We start from the raw sequence: 21,599 nt of genomic DNA, 5'->3' as shown, positions 1-21,599 counted from the left end.
AGGCCGTCACAGGCGACGGAGGCCGTTCAGAACCCGTTCCAGCAGCGCCAGGTCGGCGCGTCCACCGGCCGAGCCGCCGTTGGTCTCGTGCACCGACACGACGCCCAACTCGATCAGGTCGCTCAACAGCACTCGCGCCACACCCAGCGGGATCGACAGGACGGCCGACACCTCGGCCACCGACCTGGGGTTGGCGCACATCTCCACGATCGACCGCTGCTCGGGACTCGTGGCCGACGCCGCCGAATGCGCGCGGGTCTCGTCGACCGAGATCAACGTCTCCAGCCGCAGGTCGACGTTCGCCGTCGTCCGCCCGCCGGTCCACGCGTACGGTCGGACTAAGGACTTGCCCGTCTCCTCGTAGTACGGCTCGTCGTAGTGAGGCTCCGGGATCGGCTCCCGGTACTGGACGGGCGCGGGCATCGGCGTCGTCACCTCGACCGGTTCCGGCGCGGGCTCGTCCTCCTCGATGGCCCGCCGCACGGCGGCTGACCCGAACCGCGCCCCGGTCTGCCCGACCTCACCGCGCAACGACCGCCGGGCCCTGCGCGGCTTCGGCGGCTCGGGAACCTCCAGGTGCGCGGGGACGTACCCGACCTCGTCGTCCTCTTCGAGATCACGCCGCACGGCGGCCGACCCGAAGCGCGCCCCGGTCCGCCCGACCTCACCGCGCAACGACCGGCGCCGCCTGCGCCCACCACCGGTCGAACCCAACTCCGCGCCGTCAACCATGACCACCACGTCGCCACCCAGAGTGCTTCGTCCGTCACGTAACGGTAGACGCAACCCGATCCGGCTCGTTGCGAACAGGTTTCGACTCGGTGTTTTCCTCGTTACCGCGAAGACTTCTTCCGCAACCCGCTCACCGCCAACGTCACCCCACCGATGACCGCCAGCAACCCGATGGCCGTCCACAACTGCTGGCCGGTCATGAAGCTGCCCTTGATCACGTTCAACCCCTGCAACGTCCACACCGAGCCGAACAGGACGAGCAGCACGCCGACCACCACGGACACCCACTTGTTCATGGTCAAGTCGTACCATGTGCGGATGACCAAGCCGCCCATCCGAGACGTGCAGATCGCCGACGACATGATCAGGCTGGGCCAGTTCCTCAAGCTGGCGGGCCTGGCGGAGGACGGCTCGCACGCCAAGGAACTGATCGAGGCCGACGAGGTCACCGTCAACGGCCGCTCGGAAACCCGCCGAGGCGCCCAGTTGCACAACGGCGACGTGGTGGCCGTGGGCGACAACCGCGCCCGCCTCCACGCGACCGCGCGCTAGGACCGCCTCACCGCCTCACCGCCTCACCGCGCCAGGGCGCAAGCCCGTGCTCGCGGCCGCCCGGCCGCCTGGCCCCCGCGTGCCCGCGGCCCTGAACGTCATCAAGATCAATTCTCGCCGACCCCCTACATCTCCACTCCGCCACTCGTCTAGACCACGCATTACCAATCCCCAATTCCACCCCAAGCGTGATCAACATTCGTACTCCCGGCGGATCCCCCGTCCCCATCCCCGCCGCTACGCTTAAAGCGAGCGAAGTTCACATTGCGCCAGGGGGAGGATCGTCATGGGGGCGGATCGGCCGATCGACTCGGCGTCCACTTCCCGCTCCCCGCGCCGTTCACACTCGACCCCGCAACACCGTTCCCATTCATCCCCGCGCGCGAATGCACCAGACCAATGCGAGCCGTGCTCGACTTCGCGCCCATCCCGATCACCCCCGCGCGGAACGATCAAGATCACACCCCGATCACCGCGGTGACGCGAAACATCCCGCGCAAACCGGTCGGATTCACCGCGAGGAACGCGGAACGAACGCGGAACGAAGGATGACGTACGCCACATCCACGGCCTTTCCGGTGATCGTCCGCGTACCAAGCGTTGCGCCAACCGGGCGTCGACGTTTCTTCGAAGGTAACGAGAACGCTATGACCGACTGGTCTGAATAGCTGCCTCCGCTGCGTGAATGGGTGACCACGCGGAGGAGGTGTCCGGATAGGACAAGGGTCTTTTGGCCCATTCCCTGCCCCCGTACGCCAGCAGGGTGAACTCTACTCACAGTGGCTGTAACGGGCCGTCGGGTGTGAACGATATGTCGTGCGACTTGGCTTCTGCGGACACATTTCGTACGTGACGACTAGGCCTTGGCGTCGGTTTGGTCTAACGTGCGTTCAACTGGTATTGGATCGTCACCCGTCGTCACTCGGCGGACCGGCCCGGTCACTTCCGAACATTTCTTCGGTGTGACCAAACTTCGTGTGTAACGCCCACGGGCGGCCGAACGAATGATGGTTTGCAAGCGCCGGTTCATCAAGGGAAAAGGTGCCCTGGCGATGTGCGAAGTGTCGGTCAACCAATTGCCGTACCACGCGGGTCCTCGGGGATGCCCTGCGAACGTGCACGTCCGAACCGGCTGAACCGGGGGAGAACCACGATGAGCGAGCAGGTCCAGCCCACACGACGGAGACCCGTCGTGGGGATCACTCCTACCAACACGATGGAGTCGTCGAGGCAGACGCACCCGCCGGTGGCCGCCTGGGAGTCGCGGTACCGCAAGGGCGTCATCCTCGGGGACATCCTGGCCACGGTGCTGGTCATCGTGGCGTTCGGCGGGCTGATGGCGGCGCGGCACAGCGCGTTCGTGCCGATGTCGATCGCCACCCTCGAACTGCTGACGGTCGCCGTGGTGCTCGGCTCGCTCTACCTGAGCCGGGTCTGGAACGCCAACGTCCTCGGTCAGGGCGCGGAGGAGTTCCGCCGCCTCGGACGCGGTCTGTTCGCGTCCGTCGTCGTCCTCGGTTTCGGTGCGCTCGCGGTGGACATCCCCGGCGCCCGCCTCTGGGTGTTCGTGGTCGGACCGGCCATCGCCCTCGTCGTCTTCCCCCTCCGCTACCTGCTCCGCAGGCCTCTGCACCGCGCGCGCTCCGAAGGACGCTGCCTGCTGCCGGTGCTCGCCGCGGGGAACGTGGCCACGGTAGGGGACCTGATCACCCGCACGCGCAAGGCTCCGCACCTCGGCTGGCGCGTCGACGCCATCTGCACCCTGGACGGCCGGGCCGCGCTCGGCATCGACCTGGAGGGCGTGCCGGTCGTCGGCCGCTTCCGCGACCTCGCCGACCAGGTCCGCCGCGGCGGCTACCGCATCGTCGCCGTGACCCCGGACGCCTACTGGACGCCGCGCAGGCTCCAGCAGCTCGCGTGGGACCTGGAGGGCACCGGCACCGAGATGGTCGTCGCGCCCGCGCTGATGGACTTCGCCGGACCGCGGCTGCACGTGACCGGCGTGCTCGGCATGCCGCTGCTGCGGGTCAGCGAGCCCGCGTTCACCGGCTTCCGCCGGGCGATCAAGGCCAGCGTCGACCGGATCGGCGCCATCGGGCTCGTGCTGGCGTTCGCGCCCCTCCTGCTCCTCGTGTCCGCCGCCGTCATGATCGACAGCAGGGGCCCGGTGTTCTACCGGCAGCGCCGCGTCGGCAAGGACGGCGCCGAGTTCACCATCATCAAGTTCCGCACCATGGTCACGAACGCCGACGCGCTGCGCACCAAGCTGGCGGCCGTCAACGAGGGCTCCGGCGTGCTGTTCAAGATGCGCAAGGACCCGCGCGTGACCAAGGTCGGCAGGTTGCTGCGCCGCTACTCGATCGACGAGCTGCCGCAGCTCCTGAACGTGCTCACCGGAACCATGTCGCTGGTCGGCCCCAGGCCGCCGCTGCCGGAGGAGAGCGCGAAGTACGCCCCCGAAGTGCGCCGCCGCCTGCTGGTGAAGCCGGGACTGACCGGTTTGTGGCAGGTCAGCGGCCGAAGCGACCTCTCGTGGGAAGAGTCGGTCCGACTCGACCTGCGCTATGTCGAGGACTGGTCCCTCGCCCTCGACGCGCTCATCTTGTGGAAGACCTTCCGCGCCGTCTTCGGCGGCCAAGGAGCTTACTGATGGAAAGGGAAGACGTGACGCCGATCGGCATCGCCGTGATCGGCGCGGGTTATTGGGGCCCGAACCTGGTGCGCAACGCCCAGGCGACCCCCGGACTCAACCTGCGCTACCTGTGCGACCTCGACGTGGAGCGCGCCCGCCGCGTGCTCGGCGAGTACTCGACGGTCGCCGTGTCCGGCTCGCTCGACGACGTGCTGGCCGACCCCTCGGTCTCCGCCGTCGCCATCGCCACCCCCGCGGCCACCCACCTGCCGGTGGCGATGGCCGCGCTGGAGGCGGGGAAGCACGTGCTCGTGGAGAAGCCGCTCGCGGCGAACTTCTCCGACGGCCGCAAGCTGGTCGAGGCCGCGGAGAGCCGCGGCCTGACCCTCATGCTCGACCACACGTTCTGCTACACCCCGGCCGTGAGCCACCTGCGCGAGCTCGTGCGCGGCGGCGAACTCGGCGAGATCCAGTACATCGACTCGGTGCGGATCAACCTCGGCCTGGTGCAGCCGGACGTCGACGTCCTGTGGGACCTGGCTCCGCACGACCTGTCGATCTTCGAGGCGATCCTGCCGGACGACGTCCGCCCGGTGGAGGTGTCCGCGCACGGCTCCGACCCGATCGGCGCGGGCCACGCGTGCGTCGCGCACCTGACGATGAAGCTGTCCAACGGTTCCATCAGCCACGTGCACGTGAACTGGTTGTCCCCCACCAAGATCCGCACGATGGTAGTCGGCGGCTCGGCCCGCACGGTGGTCTGGGACGACCTCAACCCGACGCAGCGCCTGTCCGTCTACGACAGGGGTGTCGAGCGCGAGCGCGAGCACAAGATCATCTCCTACCGCTCCGGCGACATGGTCGCGCCCGCGCTGCCCGAGCGCGAAGCGCTCCGCGGCGTCATGGCGGAGTTCGCGGCCTCGATCACCGAGGGCCGCCCGCCGCTGACCGACGGCCGCGCGGGCCTGCGCGTGCTCGCGATCCTCGAAGCCGCGTCGGAGAGCCTGGCCAACGGCGGCTCCTTCGTCCCCGTCCAGCAGGTTGGCGCACCGATCAGCACTGGAGGCACGACCTCATGACCGCACAGCCCATTGCCGGCCAGCGAGCGCTGGTCACCGGCGGAGCGGGCACCATCGGCTCCGCGGTGGTCGACCAGCTCGTCGCCGCCGGGGCGGCCGAAGTGGTCGTGCTGGACAACTTCGTGCGCGGCCGCAGGGAGAACCTGGCCGACGCCGTCGCCGCCGCGGACGACCGGGTGACGATCGTCGAGGGCGACATCAACGACCGGAAGCTGGTCGGGGAGCTGACCGAGGGCATCGACCTCGTGTTCCACCTCGCGGCCATCCGCATCACCCAGTGCGCCGAGGAACCGCGGCTCGCGCTGGAGTGCTTGGTGGACGGCACCTTCACCGTCGTCGAGGCCGCCGCGGCGGCGGGCGTGAAGAAGCTCATCGCCTCCTCGTCGGCGTCCGTCTACGGCCTCGCCGAGACGTTCCCGACCACGGAGCGGCACCACCCGTACAACAACGACACCTTCTACGGCGCCGCGAAGGCGTTCAACGAGGGGATGCTGCGCAGCTTCCACGCCATGAACGGCCTGGACTACGTGGCGCTGCGGTACTTCAACGTGTACGGGCCGAGGATGGACGCGCACGGCCTCTACACCGAGGTCCTCATCCGGTGGATGGAGCGCATCTCCGACGGCGAGTCGCCGCTGATCTTCGGTGACGGCGCCCAGACGATGGACTTCGTCCACGTGCACGACATCGCGCGCGCCAACGTCCTGGCGGCGCGGGCGGACGTCACCGACACCGTCTACAACATCGCCAGCTCGCACGAGACCAGCCTCGCGGGTCTCGCGCTCGCGCTGCTGGGCGCCATGGACTCCGAGCTGCCGCTGGAGCACGGGCCCGAGCGCAAGGTCAACGGCGTGACCCGACGGCTGGCGGACATCTCCGCCGCCGCGCGGGACCTCGGCTGGAAGCCGGAGATCGGCATGGACGACGGCCTGCGCGAGCTGGTGTCCTGGTGGCGCGCGGAGACCGGCCGATGATCCCCGTGATGCGCCCGGTCCTCGGCGAGGAGGAGGCACAGGCCGCCGCCGAGGCGGTCCGGTCCGGCTGGGTCGCGCAGGGCCCGAGGGTCGCGAGCTTCGAGGAGGCCTTCAGCGCCAGGGTCGGCGCGCGCCACGGCGTGGCGGTGTCGTCGTGCACCACCGCGCTGCACCTCGCCGTGCACCTGCTCGACATCGGTCCCGGCGACGAGGTCGTCGTGCCGTCGCTGTCGTTCATCGCCACCGCCAACGCGGTCCGCTACTGCGGCGCCACACCGGTTTTCGCCGACGTGGACGCCACCACCGGCAACCTGACGGCCGAGACCGTGGAGCCGGTGATCACCGACCGCACCCGCGCGGTGCTCGTCGTGCACCAGGCCGGTGTGCCCGCGGACGTGAAGGCGCTCCGCGCGCTGTGCGGCCCGCTCGGCATCCCGGTGATCGAGGACGCGGCCTGCGCCGCGGGCTCGACCTACCTCGGCGCTCCCGTCGGGACGGGCGCGCTGCTGGCCGCGTGGTCGTTCCACCCGCGCAAGCTGCTCACCACCGGTGAGGGCGGGATGCTGACCACCGACGACCCCGAGTGGTCGGTGCGGGGACGCCGGTTGCGCGAGCACGGCATGAGCGTGAGCGCCGCGGACCGGCACAGCGGTGGGGGATCGGTCGTCGAGGAGTACCTGGAGACCGCGTTCAACTACCGGATGACCGACATCCAGGCCGCCGTCGGGATCGTGCAGTTGTCCAGGTTGGACTCCATCGTCGCGCGTCGCCGTGAACTGGCGGCGAAGTACCACGAGATGCTGGCCGACGTGCCGGGGCTGCGGATGGTGCGCGACCCGGCCTGGGGCACGACGAACTACCAGTCGTTCTGGGTCAGGCTGCCGGACGACTGCCCGCTCCCGCGCAACGAGGTGCTGGCGGCGCTCGCGAGCAGCGGTGTGTCCGCGCGGCGCGGCATCATGGCCTCGCACCTGGAACCCGCCTACGCGGGCCACCCCCACGCACCACTGCCCGCCACCGAGGACTTCACCGGTCGGACCCTGATCCTCCCGCTGTTCCACGACATGACCGATGCCGAGCAGCACCAGGTTTCCGAGGCGTTGACCACGGCCCTCTCGGGGGTGGCGGTGTCGTGACCCGTGAGCCCTTGCTGCTGGTCGGCGCGGGCGGGCTGGCCCGCGAGGTGCTGGCGGCCATCCGGTCCGGCGACCGCTGGGAGCCGGTGGGCCTCCTCGACGACCGGCCGTCCGCGGCGGGTGACGAGGTCGACGGCCTCCGAGTGCTCGGCGGCACCGCGCTCGTGCACGACCACCCCGCGACGAAGGTGGTCGTCTGCGTCGCGAACGCGCACCGCCCGGACGGCAGGCGTTCCCTGGTCCGCCGACTCGGGTTGCCGCCCGAGCGGTACGCCACCGTGGTGCACCCGCACGCGTCCCTGGCGCCGGGCGTCGAACTCGGCGCGGGCACCGTGCTGCTCGCCGGTGTCGTGATCACCACGCCGCTGCGCGTCGGCTCCCACGTCCTGGCCATGCCCCAGGTCCTGCTCACCCACGACGACGAGGTCTCGGACTTCGTCACGATGGCGGGCCGGGCGAGCCTCGCCGGAGGCGTGCGGGTGGGCGAGGCCGCCTACATCGGCTCCGGCGCCCTGATCCGCGAAGGCGTGAGCGTCGGCGCGGAAGCCGTCATCGGCATGGGCGCCGTGGTCCTGAACGACGTTCCCCCAGGGCAGACCTGGGCGGGCGTTCCCGCCCGCCCGCTGTCCACTGTGTCCACTCCGCGTCTGGAGGCTTTGTGAACAACCCCATCCCGCTCGTCGATCTCGCCGCGCAGCACGCGTCGGTGGCCGACGAGGTCGCCGAGGGCTGGGCCGCGGTGTTGGCGAAGACCGCCTTCATCGGCGGCCCGCAGGTCGCCGCCTTCGAGCAGGAGTTCGCGTCCTACGTCGGCGTCGACCACTGCGTCGGCGTCGGCAACGGCACGGACGCCCTGGAGTTCGCGCTGCGCGCGGCCGGTGTCGGCGCGGGCGACGAGTGCGTCCTGCCCGCCAACACCTTCATCGCCACCGCCGAGGCGGTCGTGCGGGCCGGTGCCGTGCCGGTGCTGGTGGACTGCGTGGCCGACACCGGCCTCATCGACGTCGACGCGCTCGCGGGCGTGGTGTCCGAGAGGACCGCGGCGATCATCCCGGTCCACCTGTACGGCCAGGCCGCCCAGATCGAGCTGATCCACCCCGTCGCGGAGTCCGTGGGCGCGGTCGTCGTCGAGGACGCGGCGCAGTCCCAGGGCGCGCGCAGGAACGGCGTGACCACGGGAGCGCTCGGCCACATCGCGGCCACGAGCTTCTACCCCGGCAAGAACCTCGGCGCCTACGGCGACGCCGGCGCGGTCCTCACCGGGGACGCGCGCCTGGCCGAGCGGGTGCGCCTGCTGCGCGAGCACGGGTCGCCGAGCAAGTACGTGCACACCGAGATCGGGTTCAACAGCAGGCTGGACACGGTGCAGGCCGTCGTCCTCTCGGCCAAGCTCCGCAGGCTGGAGGACGGGAACTCCGCCCGCAGGCAGGCGGCTTTCCGCTACGGCAAGCTGTTGGAGGAGCTGCCCGGTGTCGTCACCCCCGTGGTGGCCGAGGGCAACGAGCCCGTGTGGCACCTCTACGTCGTCCGGGTCGCCGACCGCGACCGAGTGCTGGCCGAGCTGAACGCGGCGGGCATCGGCGCGGGCGTGCACTACCCGGTTCCCGTGCACCTCACGGGTTCCTTCGCCCCGCTCGGCCACACCAGGGGCGACTTCCCCGTGTCGGAGTTGCTCGCGGGCGAGATCCTCTCGCTGCCGCTGTTCCCGGAGATCACGCCCGCGCAGCAGGAGCGCGTGGTGGACGTGCTGGCGCGGGCGGTCGGCCGATGACGGTCTTCGTGCACCCCAGAGGACTCTGCGAGAGCGACGACGTGGGCGACGGCACACGGGTGTGGGCCTTCGCCCACGTCCTGCCCGGAGCCCGGATCGGTCGGGACTGCAACATCTGCGACGGGGCGTTCGTCGAGTCCGGAGCCGTCCTCGGCGACCGGGTCACCGTCAAGAACGGGACGCTGGTGTTCGACGGCGTCACCTGTGAGGACGAGGTCTTCCTGGGGCCCAACACGCTCTTCACCAACGACCTGAGGCCCAGGGCGGCGATCCGCAAGGGGCCGGAGGACCTCTTGTCCACAGTGGTCCGGCGCGGTGCCACGCTCGGCGCGGGCACGGTCGTGGTGTGCGGCACCGAGATCGGCGAGCACGCCTTCGCCGCGGCCGGGTCCGTCGTCACGAGGGACGTCGCGGCGCACTCGTTCGTCGCGGGGAATCCGGCTCTGCACAAGGGATGGGTCTGCTCCTGCGGGGTGCGGCTCGACGCCGGGCTGCGCTGCCCGGACTGCGGCCGCGCACACGAGAAGTCACCGAGCGGTAGCGGTTTGCGCGCACTGGAAAGGGAACCGATCGCTCAGAGCTGACGGTCCGAGCACGATGAGTGAAAGATCCTTGGGATACGCCAAATCGAGTAACGATGCGAGGTGTATGGCCGAGTACAAGACAAGCAATCGTATGGCGCCCATGGAGGCACGTAATGGATAGACCGGCGCACAGAGCGCGGTGGGGCAGAAGAGCCAGGATCGGTGTGATCGTCAGCTCCTTGGTCGGCGCACTCGCGGTCGTCACGGCGCCGGTGGCGGTCGCCGGTCCCTGCGACCCCCCCAACAACGCCATCGTCTGCGAGAACTCGAAGGCCGGTACGCCGCGCGAGGACTGGTTCATCGAGACGGTCTACGGCGACATCGAGGGCTTCGGCACGCAGGCGAGCGTCCAGCCGGGCGAACGACTCGACTTCAAGATCAAGACTCCGAGCACCGACTACACGGTCGACATCCTCCGGCTCGGTTGGTACGGCGGAACGGGAGCGCGCAAGGTCGCGACGCTGAACCCGACCGTGCCCCTGCCCCAGAGCCAGCCGCAGTGCGGCTACCAGTCGGCCTTCGGCCTGGTCGACTGCGGCAACTGGAAGGTCTCCACCAACTGGCAGGTGCCCAGCACCGCCGTCCCCGGCTTCTACGTCGCCAACTTCGTCCGCAACGACGACTCCGGCGCGAGCCAGTTCCCCTTCGTGGTGCGCAGCGACAGCTCGCACTCGGACATCGTCGTGCAGACCTCCGACCAGACCTGGCAGGCCTACAACAAGTACGGCGACCGCCCCGGCGTCAACGAGTTCAACCTCTACGAGGGCGGCTTCGCCGGGTCCGAGGACGGCCGCGCGTACAAGGTCAGCTACAACCGCCCGTACCGCAACGGCGGCACCGCGAGCTTCCTCAACGCCGAGTACCCGCTGATCCGCTTCCTGGAGCGCAACGGCTACGACGTGTCCTACCTGTCCGGTGTGGACGTCACCCGGAACCCCGCGCTCGTGCGCAACCACAAGGTCTACGTGTCCTCCGGGCACGACGAGTACGTGAACGCCGCGCAGCGCACCGGCATCGAGCAGGCCCGTTCGGCGGGCGTCAACATGATGTTCATGTCGGGCAACGAGTGGTTCTGGAAGACCCGCTTCGAGAACAGCACCGACGGCACCAACACCGCCTACCGCACCCTGGTCTGCTACAAGGAGACCAAGGCGAACGCCAAGATCGACCCGAGTCCGGAGTGGACCGGCACCTGGCGCGACCCGAGGTTCTCCCCGCCCAGCGACGCGGGCAAGCCCGAGAACGCCATCACCGGGACCCTGTTCATGGTCAACGGCTACCGCGCCGACGCCCTCGAGGTCCCCGCGGTCTACGGCCGCAACCGCTTCTGGCGCAACACGTCCGTCGCCAACGCCACGACGAAGACCACCTTCCCCGCGGGCACCCTCGGGTACGAGTGGAACGTCGACCCGGACAACAACTTCCGCCCCGCGGGCGCTGTCCCCCTCTCGGAGACGACGGTCACCGTCGACGACGGCCAGCTCCTGCTGGACAACGGCCACTTCTACGGCGGCGGTCCCGCCACGCACAAGATGACGCTGTACCGCGACCAGACCAGCCGCGCGCTGGTGTGGGGCGCGGGCACGGTGCAGTGGTCCTGGGGCCTGGACGGGGACCACCTCTACCCGTCCGGCGCGCCGACCACGACCCCGACCAGCGTCGCGATGCAGCAGGCGACGATCAACCTGCTCGCCGACATGAGCGTGCAGCCGCAGACCCTCATGGGCGGCCTGTCCCTCGCGGTCAAGAGCACGGACACCACCGGTCCCACCGCGGTGATCACGTCCCCGGCGGCCGGTTCGACGGTTCCGGCGGGCTCGCAGGTCACCATCTCCGGCACGGCCACCGACTCCGGTGGCGGGCGCGTCGGCTCGGTCGAGGTGTCGATCGACGGCGGCACGACCTGGCGCCGCGCGGCGGGCCTGGACACCTGGACCTACGCCTGGAGCCCGAGCACGCTCGGCCCGGTGTCGATCCGGGTGCGCGCCTCCGACGACAGCGCCAACCTCGGCGCCACGGCCAACGCGAACGTCACCGTGGGAGCGCAGCAGTGCCCCTGCACGGTGTTCGGCAACCAGACGCCGCCCGTGGTGGACTCCGGCGACGCCGCGGCCATCGAGGTCGGCATGAAGTTCCGCACCTCGGTCAACGCCATGGTCACCGGTGTCCGGTTCTACAAGTCGGCCGCGAACACCGGGTCGCACACCGGGTCGCTGTGGACCTCGAGCGGCCAGCGCCTCGCCACCGGGACGTACTCCGGTGAGTCCGCGACCGGGTGGCAGACGCTGACCTTCGCCCAGCCCGTGCAGATCAGGACGGGGCAGACCTACATCACGTCCTACTCGACGACGTCCGGGCACTACGCGGTCGGCGCCGGGTATTTCAACGGCAAGGGCGCGGGCGTCGTCCCGGTGACCGCGCCGTCCAGCGCGGACTCGGGCGGCAACGGCGTGTTCCGCTACGGATCGGGTTTCCCCGACTCGTCGTACAACGGCGGCAACTACTGGGTCGACGTCGTGATCACCACCGCGGGCGCGGACAACTCGCCCCCGTCGGTGAACTCGACCAGCCCGGCGGCCGACTCGACCGGGCACCACACCGACCAGGACGTGACGACCACGTTCTCCGAGGCGGTCGACCCGGCGAGCGTGACCTTCACCGTGACCTCCGGCCAGACCTCGGTCCCGGGGACGATCAGCGTCAACGACGCCGTGGCGCGCTTCACGCCGACGAACCTGCTGCTGGCCAACACCGCCTACACGGCGACCGTCAACGCGACGGACGGGTTCGGCAACGTGCTGGCCACGCCGAAGACGTGGAGCTTCACCACCGGGGCCGGTCCGGCGCCGTGCCCGTGCACGATCTTCGGGCAGTCGACGCCGAACAGCGCGGACACGAACGACCCGAGCGACGTCGAGCTGGGCGTGAAGTTCACCAGCTCCACCAACGCCGTGGTCACCGGCGTCCGGTTCTACAAGTCGGCGGCGAACACCGGAACCCACGTCGGGTCCCTGTGGCTGTCCACCGGCCAGCGGCTCGCCTACGGCAACTTCAGCAACGAGACCGCGACCGGCTGGCAGACGCTCACGTTCTCCGAGCCGGTGCAGATCCAGGCCGGCAAGACCTACATCGCCTCGTACCGCACGCCGACCGGGCACTACGCCGCGGACGGCGGGTACTTCGCGACCAAGGGGGCCGGACGGGGCGTCGTGACGGCGCCGAGTTCGATCGCCGCCAACGGGCAGGGCGTCTTCCAGTACGGCGGCGGTTTCCCGGCCAGCTCGTACAACGACACCAACTACTGGGTCGACGTGACCGTCGAGACCGACGGCGCCGACGTGACCGGTCCGCTCGTCTCCGCCAGGAACCCCGCGGCCAACGCCACGGGTGTCTCCACGGGGACCGGTGTCACGGCGACGTTCAACGAGCCGGTCGACGCCGAGTCGGTCAGCCTCACGGTGACCGCCAACGGCGGTGGCCAGGTGGCGGGCACGACCCAGGTCACCCCGGACGGCACGTCCGTGAGCTTCGCGCCGAACGCCAACCTGGCGGGCAGCACGACGTACACGGTCAGCGTCACGGCGACCGACCTGCAGGGCAACCCGATGCTCGCCCCGCACACGTGGTCGTTCACCACCGGTGCCGCCGGAGCGTGCCCGTGCACGCTGTTCCGAGCGGTCGACACCCCGGCCGTGACGGCGATGGACTCGCCGGTGGAGCTGGGCATGCGGATCACCCCATCGCAGAACGGGTCGATCACCGGGATCCGGTTCTACAAGACGGTGAACGACATCGGCACGCACACCGGGTCGCTGTGGTCCACCACCGGCCAGCAGTTGGCCACCGGGACGTTCACCGGCGAGTCGTCGAGCGGGTGGCAGACGCTCACCTTCTCGTCGCCGATCCCGGTGACCGCGGGCACGACCTACGTGGTCTCCTACCACACGTCGGCGGGCAGGTACGGCTACACGTCGCAGTACTTCACGACGGACAGGACGAACGGGCCGCTCACCGCGCCCGCCACGACCGAGAACGCGCCGAACGGCGTCTACCGGTACGGCGGAGGCGGAACGATGCCGAGCGACAACGGCGGTGGCAGCAACTACTGGGTCGACGCCGTGTTCACCAACTAGAGGAGGAAGTGGGCAGTGTCTTCAGTTGACGTGGTGATCCCGTGCTACCGGTACGGCGCGGTCTTGCCGACAGCGGTGCGCAGCGTGCTGGACCAGCCGGGCGTCGACGTCCGGGTCCTGGTGATCGACGACGCCTCCGGTGACGGGAGCGCGGACGTCGCCAGGGAGCTCGCCGCGGCGGACAGCCGGGTCGAGGTCTGGGAGCACGAGACCAACAAGGGTCACATCGCCACGTACAACGAAGGCCTGCTGGGGTGGGCGTCCGCGGACTACTGCGCTCTGCTGTCCGCGGACGACGCCCTCACCCCCGGTGCGCTCAAGCGGGCGGCCGACCTGATGGACGCCCACCCCGAGGTGGGGTTCGTCTACGGCCGCCCGCTGCACTGGGACGGCAGCGACCCGCTGCCGCCCGCCAGGACCGAGTCGAAGGGCTGGCAGGTCTACCAGGGCCGGTCCTGGCTGAAGCGGCGCTTCGAGGTCGGGGACGGGTGCATCACCTCGCCCGAGGTGGTCGTCCGCACGTCGTTGCAGCAGAAGATCGGCGGCTACGACCCGGCGCTGCCGCACTCCGGTGACATCGAGATGTGGATGCGGTTCGCGCTGCACTCCGACGTCGGCTACCTCAAGGGCGTCGACCAGGCGTACTACCGGGTGCACGGCAACAACATGTCGGTGTCCTACTACTCCGCCTCCGGTGTGGGCGACCTGCGGCAGCGCCTGGTCGCCTACACCGCGCTGCTCGACCGCGCCAACGGCGAGTTCCCCGAGGGCCGTCACCTGGAGGTCGGCCTGCGGCGCGTGCTCGCCAAGGACGCGCTGCGCCGCGCGGGCCGCGCCTACGACAAGGGGCAGGCCGAGGTCGAGCCGGTCGAGGAACTCGTCGCGTTCGCCAAGGAGGCGTACGACGACGCGGAGAAGCTCCCGGAGTGGCACACGCTCCGCCTCAGACAACGCCTCGGCGCCCGCGCCGCGAGAGCGCTGCGCCCACTCGTGCTCACCGCCGCGGCTCGCCGCGTGCGGCAGGTGTACCGGGTGAGGCAGTGGAAGCGTGCGGGGGTCTGACCTCCGTCTGCCGTCACTGACAGGGCTGCGCTTCCTGGCCGCCCTTGCGGTGTTCGGATTCCACCTCAACGCGCTGGGGCTGTTCGGCGGAGGGCCCGCCGAATCCGTCGTGGGACTGCTGTTCGGTCCCGGCGCCATCGGGGTCAGCTTCTTCTTCGTGCTGTCGGGGTTCGTCCTCACGTGGTCGGCGCGCCCCGACGACACCGCGGCGTCGACGTGGCGCCGCCGCGCCGCCCGCGTCTTCCCGAACCACGTGGTGACGTGGTCCCTCGCCGTCGTCGGGCTGCTCCTGCTCGGGGTGCACGACGTGTCACCGCTCGCGGTGGTGCTCGGGCTCCTCCTGGTGCAGGCCTGGATCCCTGTGCCGGACGTGTACTTCGCCGTGAACACCCCGGCGTGGTCGCTGTCCTGCGAGGTCGCCTTCTACGCGGCGTTCCCCCTGCTGCTGAAGGGGATCGACGCCGTGCGGAGCAGGTGGCTGTGGCCGCTCGCCTGCGCGCTCGTGCTGGGGGTGCTCCTCGTCCCCGTCGCCGCGATGCCGCTGTCCGACGGCGCGGCCTACTGGCTGGTGTACATCTGCCCGCTCACGCGCGTCCTGGAGTTCGCGCTGGGCATGGTGATGGCCAAGATCGTCCAGCGGGGCCGGTGGATCGGGGTGAAGGCGCTGCCCGCGTTCGGGCTGTTCCTCCTGGCCTACTTCGGGTCCGCCCACCTGCCGGGGACGTTCGGCTACGTCGCGGCGACCATCGTGCCGCTGGCCCTGCTCATCCCGGCCGCCGCCGTGGCGGACGTCGACGGGGTCCGGTCGGTGTGGAGCAGCCGGGTCGCGGTGCGCCTCGGCGAACTGTCGTTCGCGTTCTACCTGGTGCACCACGCGGTGATCCGCACGCTGGCGGAAGCCTTGGAGGAGACCGGCTTCCGGGGGCCGCCCGCGGCGGTGGCCGCGGGCGTCATGCTCCTCGTGTCGCTGGGCGCCGCGTGGCTGCTGCACCGGTTCGTCGAGCGGCCCGCCTACCGGCTGCTCGCCCGCGGGCGCGGTCAGCCGGTCCAGGCGGTGTAGTAGCTGTCCTCGTTCACCAGGTAGCGCACCGTCGGCTCGGGCACGTGCTCGACGACGTGGCGCTTCGCCAGCCGGTGCACGAACTCCCAGTCCTCCTTGGGCAGCGTGGACTTCGTGCGCGGCAGGAGGCTGAACACGACGTCGTCGGAGCGGCGCACGACCAGCGAGTTGGCGTCCACGTAGGGGGTGCCGTCCCGGAAGGTGCGGCGGTCGAACTCCTCGGTCAGCACGTCGAGGACGGATCCGTCCGCACGACGCCGTTCCACCGCCGTGTAGACCACGTCGGCCCCGCGGGACAGCCCGGCCAGCGCGAGTTCCAGGTGGTCCGACCGCCAGGTGTTGTCGTCGTCCAGGAACGCCAGGAACCGGGACCGGGTCAGGCGGACGCCCACGTTGCGCACCAGGCCCAGCACGGCGGTGTTGCGGGACAGGCTCACGGCGCGCAGGCGGGGGTCGTCCGGCAGCGCGGGCAGTCCGGCGCCGTCGTCGACCACGATGACGGTCTGGTCGACGACCGTCTGGGCGAGCGCGGACTCGACGGCGTCCACCAGCAGTTCGGGACGCCGGTAGGTCGGGATGACCGTCGCCACCAGCGCGGTGCCGGGCGTGGGGCCCAGCCTGGCCACCTCCGCGTCCTCGAAGCGCCGCAGGGCGGGCACCTGGCGGCCGAGCGCCAGGTGGTTGCGGGCCTCGTGCATGGGCCACAGGCCGAAGGTGTCGCGCAGGGCCTTGCGGGCGGTCGCGGACACGGGGTTGCGGTTCACGCGGCCACCGCCACGGGTGACCGGCCGGGAAGGAGGGAACGCATCGGGGACACCACCGGGAGGTAGACCGCGACGGCCACGAGACCGCCGACGGCGAGTTGGGCGAAGGAACCGTCCACGAAGGACCGGACGACGAACGCGGACGCCACGACGAGCGCGCCGCCGAGCAGCGGCCTGCGGCAGGCGAGGAACGTGGACCACAGCCGGACGCCGCGGCGTTCGAGCACGACGATGAACGCGGGCAGCACGACCAGGGCCGCCACCCCCAGCAGCGCGAGGCTCGCGCCCCGGATGCCGTCCAGCTTGGTCGCGATCAGCAGCGCGGGCAGCATCGTCGCCAGCCACAGCGCTTGCAGGCCGAGCAGGACGCGGTTCCCGTCGAGCGCGACGAGCAGGTCGTACCCGATGAACAGCACGACCCGGACGAGGCCGAGCACGGCGAGGATCTGCAACGCCTGGGCGGCGGGCACCCACTTCTCGCCGTAGACGAACGACAGCGCGGGCTGGGCGTAGCAGGCCAGCAGCGCGCACACCGGGATCGTGGCGGCCATCAGCAGGCCGACCCCGCGGGCGAGCGACTGCTCCAGTTGCGCCGAGTCGTCGCGCAGCCGGGAGAACCCGGCCAGCGAGACCCGGCGGGCCGCTTCGGAGAAGACCTGGAGCGGGAGGCTGGACTGGTTGAACGCCATCAGGTACAGGCCGAGCGTGACCTCGTCGGTCAGCGCGCCGATGGCGATCTTGTCGAGGTTGGTCACCGAGAGGACGAGCAGGCTCGACGCCGCCAGCGGCAGGCCGAACCTGACCAGGTCCTTGGCGATCGTCGGGTCCCAGCCAGGACGGACCCTCACCGGGCACAGGATCAGGTAGACGGTGACCGACACGACGTTGCCCGCGATCTGGCCGATCGCGAAGCTCATCGCGCCCCAGCCGCCGACCGCCAGGGTGATGGTGATCGAGGTGCTGACCGCGAACGAGCTGAAGTCGGTGAAGAACCGGCGCGCCTGCATGAACTCGCGGTTCAGGATGGTCGCGGGCACGACCGCGATCCCGTCCAGCACCACGGCGAAGCACAGCACCCGCAGGACGCCGACGGCGGACGGGCTGCCCATCGCGTCGCAGAACGCGGGCGCGGCGAACCAGACCACCGCGTACAGGGCGGTGCTGGTGGTCACGGCGATCGTCATGGCGGTCGGCGCGAACTCGCGCACGTCGCGCTCCCAGCGGACCAGCGCGAGGCTCACGCCGAGCTCGTTGAACGCCTGGAGCAGCGTCATGGCGACCAGCGCCACGGCGAACACGCCGTAGTCGGACGGTGACAGCAGCCGGGCCAGCACGATCCCGGACACGAGCACCCCGAGCCGCAGGACGACGTTGTTCAGGAGGCTCCACAACGCTCCACGACCGACCTTGCTGCCGATCGAGCGGTCCTGCTGCCCGGCTGTCATCTGAGCACCTCTTCAGGTCTGGTGGCCCGCTCGTCCCGCACCGCGCGCAGCAGCGCCCCGCTGCACCCCATGAGGAGGAACGCGAACCCGCTCGCGACGGAGAAGGCGAGCAGGTCGAAGGTGGCGGCGGAGATCGCCGGGATGGTGAGGCAGGCGGCGAGCGTGATGCCGAGCTCGCGGGTCTGGGGGTCGTCGCTCAACAGCCTGGCGCGCATGGCCGCGTACCCCGCCGCGAGGAACAGGAAGATCAGCGCGGCGAGGCCGATCAGCCCGGCCATCACCATCGTGCCCAGGTACTGGTTGTCCAGGTAGCCGTACTTCGTCGGCAGGTACGTGCCCATGCCGCGGCCGAGCCACAGGTGGTGGGCTATCTCCTCGCCCGCCCGGTCGATCGCCCTGGTGCGGCTGCCGGTGCTCGGGTCGATGGCGATGTTGGTGAACAGGGCGACGAGCGTGCCGACCAGACCGGGGACCAGCCCGCGCAGCGCGACCAGGAAGACCGCGCAGGCGATGACCGCGCGGATCCTGCGACCCTTGCGCATGTGCGGGATCAGCACCATCCCCGCCACGAACAGGCCCAGCACGGCGGAGCGGGACAGCGACTGCATGGCCGCGACCGCGAGCAGCCCCAGCGACAGCCACCACCGCAGTTGCGGGCCGCCGTAGTCCTTCGCCCGGAACGCGTAGTGCAGTGCGAGGGGCACGGCCATGGCGCAGACCACCCCGAACTCGATGGGGTGCTCCGCCGTGCCCGCGGGCCTGCGGAAGTTCGAGCGCTCCAGCACGAACGAGATGTCGCCCGCGAGCTGGAGACCCGGCAGCATCAGGTACTTGGTGAGGTCGAAGCCCAGCGCGAACTGGAGGATGCCGACCACGGCCATGAACGTCGAGCCGCCGACGAGGACCTTGAGCACGCGGTCGATCCGGACGAGCCCGCGGACGCCGTCGCACACCGCCAGGCCCACGCACACGAACGCCATCAACGTGATGAACGTGCGGTCGGTGGCCTTCAGCTCGTCCTCGGGGAGGTAGCTGTACGTGGCGTAGCCGTAGGTGGCGACCTGCGACAGCGCGAAGAGGAAGAAGGCGGTGCGCACGGCGCTGCGGCCCTTGGCGACGCCCACGGTGTCGACCATCTGCGCGCAGAACCACACCACGCCCATGAGCAGACCGACGAGCATCGCGGGCGTCAGCGCCAGCGGCAGCTTCGCGAAGATGAGCCGGGCCGGGATGAGCGTCATCGCCAACGCGAACAGGCACGCGAGCGTGGCGCCGTCGACCCGCACGGGCGACCGGGTGCCGTCCCGGACGGGGAGCACGGCGCTCACCCCGAGCGCTTGGACCCGGTGGTGGCGGGCTTCATGCGCAGCGTCGGAGCTGCCCAGGGCACCGCGTCGCCGTTCTGCGGGGCCTCGGCCTTCGGCCAGCCGATGGCCTGGTCGTCATCGTCGTCCGGGGGAGGCGGGGGACCGTCCGCCTTGCCCTTGTCGTCCTTCCCCTTCTTCTTGCGCTTGGCCTGCGCCCGGCTCTCCAGGCCGTACACCACGGTCAGCATCGCGGCGAACCCGAGCACGACCGCGGCGCCCGTCGCGCGCAGCTTCCCGCCCCGCTGGGGTTCCGGCTTGGTCGGCTGGATCACCGTCTCGACCTTGATGAAGGTGCCGGGAGGGGCTTGCAGGGCCGCCTGGCGGTCCGCCAGGTCCTTCTGCACCCGTTCCAGCACCCGCGTCACGGTCGCCTTGGCCTCAGCCTCGGAGGTGCTCTCCGCGACGACGTTGATGAACGGTCCGCCGATCTCGGCGCCGCTGATCACGTACGTGGTGTCCTCGCCGTCCGCGCCGAGCGACTTCTGCACGCTCTCGGTGCTGAGGCTCTGGATGATGATGGCCGCCGAGACCCCGAGGCTCATGTCGAACGCCAGGAAGGGGTTCGTGAGCCCCCGCTGCTTGGTCGCCTCGCTGCTGGCGCCCTCGGCGGGCGAGGTGAGGACGACGGTGCCCGTCGACTCGTAGCGCATCGGCACAGCGGCGTACGTGCCCGCGGCAAGACCGAGCGTCACCACGAAGACGGGCACCGCGACGTACCACCGCCGCAGCAAGACGACAATCGTCTTCCACAAGTCCATCCGCGTCCCAACGATGGCAGTTGCCCCACGGCGCCGGACAGCGCAGTGGCCTACTAGATAACGAATCGGCTCGGTCAGCCCGGTCGTTACTCGACGTGACCCCCGCGACTGCTGCGAAGTCCCGAACCCCTACAAGAGATGGTCCGGATGAACCATGACGGGCGGCCTGTCCCGAGAGTACCGTCACGGGCGATTTGGGTGAACAGGACAAGATCGCCACTCTCTGTTCATCCCTGTGGGTGGAATTCGTCATTGTGAGCACGACTTCTCCCGTGATCGCATTGTGATCTTCGGGCCGATCTGCCTAAGGTACCGGCGCCGAAGGGGCAGCAACCCGTTCCTCGGTCGCTGCGGGGGGCGAAATGTTTCCGGCTCGGAAGGATGTCATGTCCGCACGACCTCAGTTGTCCGCGGAGAGAACGGCGTCGCGAAGAACGAGAAAAAGATTCATGCTCGCGATCGTGGCAGGTGGTGCCGTGCTCACCGCGGCCTGCGGCCCGGCCGCGGGCAGACCGGTCTCCTCGCCCGGAACGGATTCCACGATTTCTTCGGGAACCGCCGTGGCCGCAAGTCCTCCGCCGTCGTCCAGCGCGCCGCCCAGTTCGGCGAGCAGCGCGCCACCGGCGCCGCCCGTCTCCCTCCCACCCGTGGTCAGGCCACCAGCGCCCCCGGCACCTCCAGGCGGCGGCTCGGTCGCGCCGGGCACGGTGCCGTCGGCGGGCCAGGTCGGCTTCCGCGGCGATCCGGGATCCCTCACCGTGATCGACGGCCCCGGCAAGGGGCCGAGCGGCACCACGTGGAATTCCGGTGTGCTCCAGGTCACCGGAAATGACGTGACGCTGGACAAGGTTTTCGTGAAGGGCGGCGTCACCTTCCAGGGGAGCGGCACCCTCACCGTCAAGGATTCGATCATCGAGGGCAACCGCAGCGCCCAGTCCGCGGTCCTCGGAATGAAGGGCCACCTCGACATTCAGGACTCCACCATTCGGTGGAAGGCTGGTGAAGGCGGCCCGCAGGACCAGTGGGGCAACGGCGCGATTCACGGCGATTCGACGATGACGATCCTGCGGAACGACATCTCCGGAACTCCGGACGGCATCCAGAACGGGCCCGGTCGGAGCAGGATCGAGCAGAACTACATCCACGACCTGGCCAGGATCGGGTCATACCCGAACAACACTCACAATGACGGCATCCAGAGCTACGGCGGGCCGGACCTGTCGATCAGGTACAACCGGATCGACATCGAGGGCCCGGACGGCGTCGCGTACGACGGCACGCACCAGAACGGCGCGGTCTTCGTGCAGCCGAGCGGGAACAGCTCGCAGAACCTCCAGGTCGTCGGCAACTTCCTCGCGGGCGGCGGCTACATCGTGCGGCTGGAGGGCCCCATGTCCGGGGCGGTCGTGACGGACAACAAGTTCGGCCCCACCACGGGCGGCTGGGGCGAGGTGCTGGTGGACAAGGGCGTCGGCATCGCCCAGTGGTCCGGCAACCTCGCCGCGAGCGGCAAGCCCGTCGACCAGCCCTGACCTGACGACTCGTCCCCG

General features: G+C 70.2%; 19 protein-coding genes. 12 read left to right on the top strand and 7 right to left on the bottom strand.

Annotation, left to right across the window (positions count from 1 at the left end):
- Positions 1-6 precede the first annotated feature (6 nt).
- Together NZH93_RS30980 and NZH93_RS30975 are read right to left on the bottom strand one after the other, a co-directional pair.
- Complete coding sequence (locus NZH93_RS30980; protein WP_259626853.1) at positions 7-732, bottom strand: DUF742 domain-containing protein; 726 nt, start codon at positions 730-732, stop codon at positions 7-9.
- Between the two features lie 101 nt (positions 733-833).
- The gene (locus NZH93_RS30975; protein WP_259626791.1) at positions 834-1,028 is read right to left on the bottom strand and encodes a hypothetical protein; all 195 of its coding nucleotides are present in this window, start codon (positions 1,026-1,028) and stop codon (positions 834-836) included.
- 22 nt (positions 1,029-1,050) lie between these two features.
- Here NZH93_RS30975 and NZH93_RS30970 point away from each other — a divergent pair, with 22 nt between their 5' ends.
- The 11 genes from NZH93_RS30970 to NZH93_RS30920 all read left to right on the top strand — a co-directional run bounded on the left by NZH93_RS30970 (position 1,051) and on the right by NZH93_RS30920 (position 15,715).
- Complete coding sequence (locus NZH93_RS30970; protein ID WP_259626790.1) at positions 1,051-1,284, top strand: RNA-binding S4 domain-containing protein; 234 nt, start codon at positions 1,051-1,053, stop codon at positions 1,282-1,284.
- Between the two features lie 1,216 nt (positions 1,285-2,500).
- Positions 2,501-3,934, top strand: coding sequence for a sugar transferase (locus tag NZH93_RS30965; RefSeq protein ID WP_259626852.1), 1,434 nt, complete (start codon positions 2,501-2,503; stop codon positions 3,932-3,934).
- Positions 3,934-4,995 (top strand): Gfo/Idh/MocA family protein, encoded by a 1,062-nt coding sequence (locus tag NZH93_RS30960; protein ID WP_259626789.1) that lies wholly within the window; start codon positions 3,934-3,936, stop codon positions 4,993-4,995. Before NZH93_RS30965 ends, NZH93_RS30960 begins: the two co-directional genes overlap by 1 nt.
- Positions 4,992-5,969 (top strand): SDR family NAD(P)-dependent oxidoreductase, encoded by a 978-nt coding sequence (locus NZH93_RS30955; RefSeq protein ID WP_259626788.1) that lies wholly within the window; start codon positions 4,992-4,994, stop codon positions 5,967-5,969. Before NZH93_RS30960 ends, NZH93_RS30955 begins: the two co-directional genes overlap by 4 nt.
- Positions 5,966-7,105 carry a DegT/DnrJ/EryC1/StrS family aminotransferase gene (locus tag NZH93_RS30950; RefSeq protein WP_259626787.1) on the top strand — a complete coding sequence of 380 codons (1,140 nt, stop codon included), beginning with the start codon at positions 5,966-5,968 and terminating at the stop codon, positions 7,103-7,105. The genes NZH93_RS30955 and NZH93_RS30950 overlap by 4 nt, the downstream gene beginning before the upstream one ends.
- Positions 7,102-7,767 (top strand): acetyltransferase, encoded by a 666-nt coding sequence (locus tag NZH93_RS30945; protein WP_259626786.1) that lies wholly within the window; start codon positions 7,102-7,104, stop codon positions 7,765-7,767. The genes NZH93_RS30950 and NZH93_RS30945 overlap by 4 nt, the downstream gene beginning before the upstream one ends.
- Positions 7,764-8,876 (top strand): DegT/DnrJ/EryC1/StrS family aminotransferase, encoded by a 1,113-nt coding sequence (locus NZH93_RS30940; protein ID WP_259626785.1) that lies wholly within the window; start codon positions 7,764-7,766, stop codon positions 8,874-8,876. The genes NZH93_RS30945 and NZH93_RS30940 overlap by 4 nt, the downstream gene beginning before the upstream one ends.
- Positions 8,873-9,460: an acyltransferase gene (locus NZH93_RS30935; RefSeq protein ID WP_259626784.1), complete on the top strand. Its 588-nt coding sequence runs from the start codon at positions 8,873-8,875 to the stop codon at positions 9,458-9,460. The genes NZH93_RS30940 and NZH93_RS30935 overlap by 4 nt, the downstream gene beginning before the upstream one ends.
- A gap of 164 nt (positions 9,461-9,624) precedes the next feature.
- The gene (locus NZH93_RS50890) at positions 9,625-13,593 is read left to right on the top strand and encodes a DUF4082 domain-containing protein (protein ID WP_259626783.1); all 3,969 of its coding nucleotides are present in this window, start codon (positions 9,625-9,627) and stop codon (positions 13,591-13,593) included.
- Positions 13,594-13,608: 15 nt separating this feature from the next.
- Positions 13,609-14,655 carry a glycosyltransferase family 2 protein gene (locus NZH93_RS30925; protein WP_259626782.1) on the top strand — a complete coding sequence of 349 codons (1,047 nt, stop codon included), beginning with the start codon at positions 13,609-13,611 and terminating at the stop codon, positions 14,653-14,655.
- Positions 14,642-15,715, top strand: a complete 1,074-nt coding sequence (locus tag NZH93_RS30920) for an acyltransferase family protein (protein WP_259626781.1) — start codon at positions 14,642-14,644, stop codon at positions 15,713-15,715. The genes NZH93_RS30925 and NZH93_RS30920 overlap by 14 nt, the downstream gene beginning before the upstream one ends.
- Here NZH93_RS30920 and NZH93_RS30915 read toward each other — a convergent pair.
- The 5 genes from NZH93_RS30915 to NZH93_RS30895 form a co-directional block, all read right to left on the bottom strand.
- A complete protein-coding gene (locus NZH93_RS30915; protein ID WP_259626780.1) occupies positions 15,694-16,479 on the bottom strand; it encodes a glycosyltransferase family 2 protein in 786 nt (261 codons plus the stop codon). The genes NZH93_RS30920 and NZH93_RS30915 overlap by 22 nt on opposite strands.
- Entirely contained in the window at positions 16,476-17,924 is a 1,449-nt protein-coding gene (locus NZH93_RS30910) for a lipopolysaccharide biosynthesis protein (RefSeq protein ID WP_259626779.1), read from the bottom strand. The genes NZH93_RS30915 and NZH93_RS30910 overlap by 4 nt, the downstream gene beginning before the upstream one ends.
- Positions 17,921-19,243: an O-antigen ligase family protein gene (locus NZH93_RS50885; RefSeq protein WP_259626778.1), complete on the bottom strand. Its 1,323-nt coding sequence runs from the start codon at positions 19,241-19,243 to the stop codon at positions 17,921-17,923. Before NZH93_RS50885 ends, NZH93_RS30910 begins: the two co-directional genes overlap by 4 nt.
- A 5-nt stretch (positions 19,244-19,248) precedes the next feature.
- Positions 19,249-20,043: a hypothetical protein gene (locus NZH93_RS30900; protein ID WP_259626777.1), complete on the bottom strand. Its 795-nt coding sequence runs from the start codon at positions 20,041-20,043 to the stop codon at positions 19,249-19,251.
- A gap of 406 nt (positions 20,044-20,449) precedes the next feature.
- The gene (locus NZH93_RS30895) at positions 20,450-20,806 is read right to left on the bottom strand and encodes a hypothetical protein (protein ID WP_259626776.1); all 357 of its coding nucleotides are present in this window, start codon (positions 20,804-20,806) and stop codon (positions 20,450-20,452) included.
- A 1-nt stretch (position 20,807) separates the two neighbouring features.
- Between NZH93_RS30895 and NZH93_RS30890 the strand changes: the two genes are divergently transcribed.
- Positions 20,808-21,581 (top strand): right-handed parallel beta-helix repeat-containing protein, encoded by a 774-nt coding sequence (locus tag NZH93_RS30890; protein ID WP_259626775.1) that lies wholly within the window; start codon positions 20,808-20,810, stop codon positions 21,579-21,581.
- Positions 21,582-21,599: the final 18 nt, after the last annotated feature.

This window comes from Umezawaea endophytica (genome assembly GCF_025061645.1).
Lineage (GTDB): Bacteria > Actinomycetota > Actinomycetes > Mycobacteriales > Pseudonocardiaceae > Umezawaea > Umezawaea endophytica.
The sequence above is the reverse complement of the archived record's forward strand: the minus strand, read 5'-3'. Positions and strand labels throughout refer to the sequence as shown.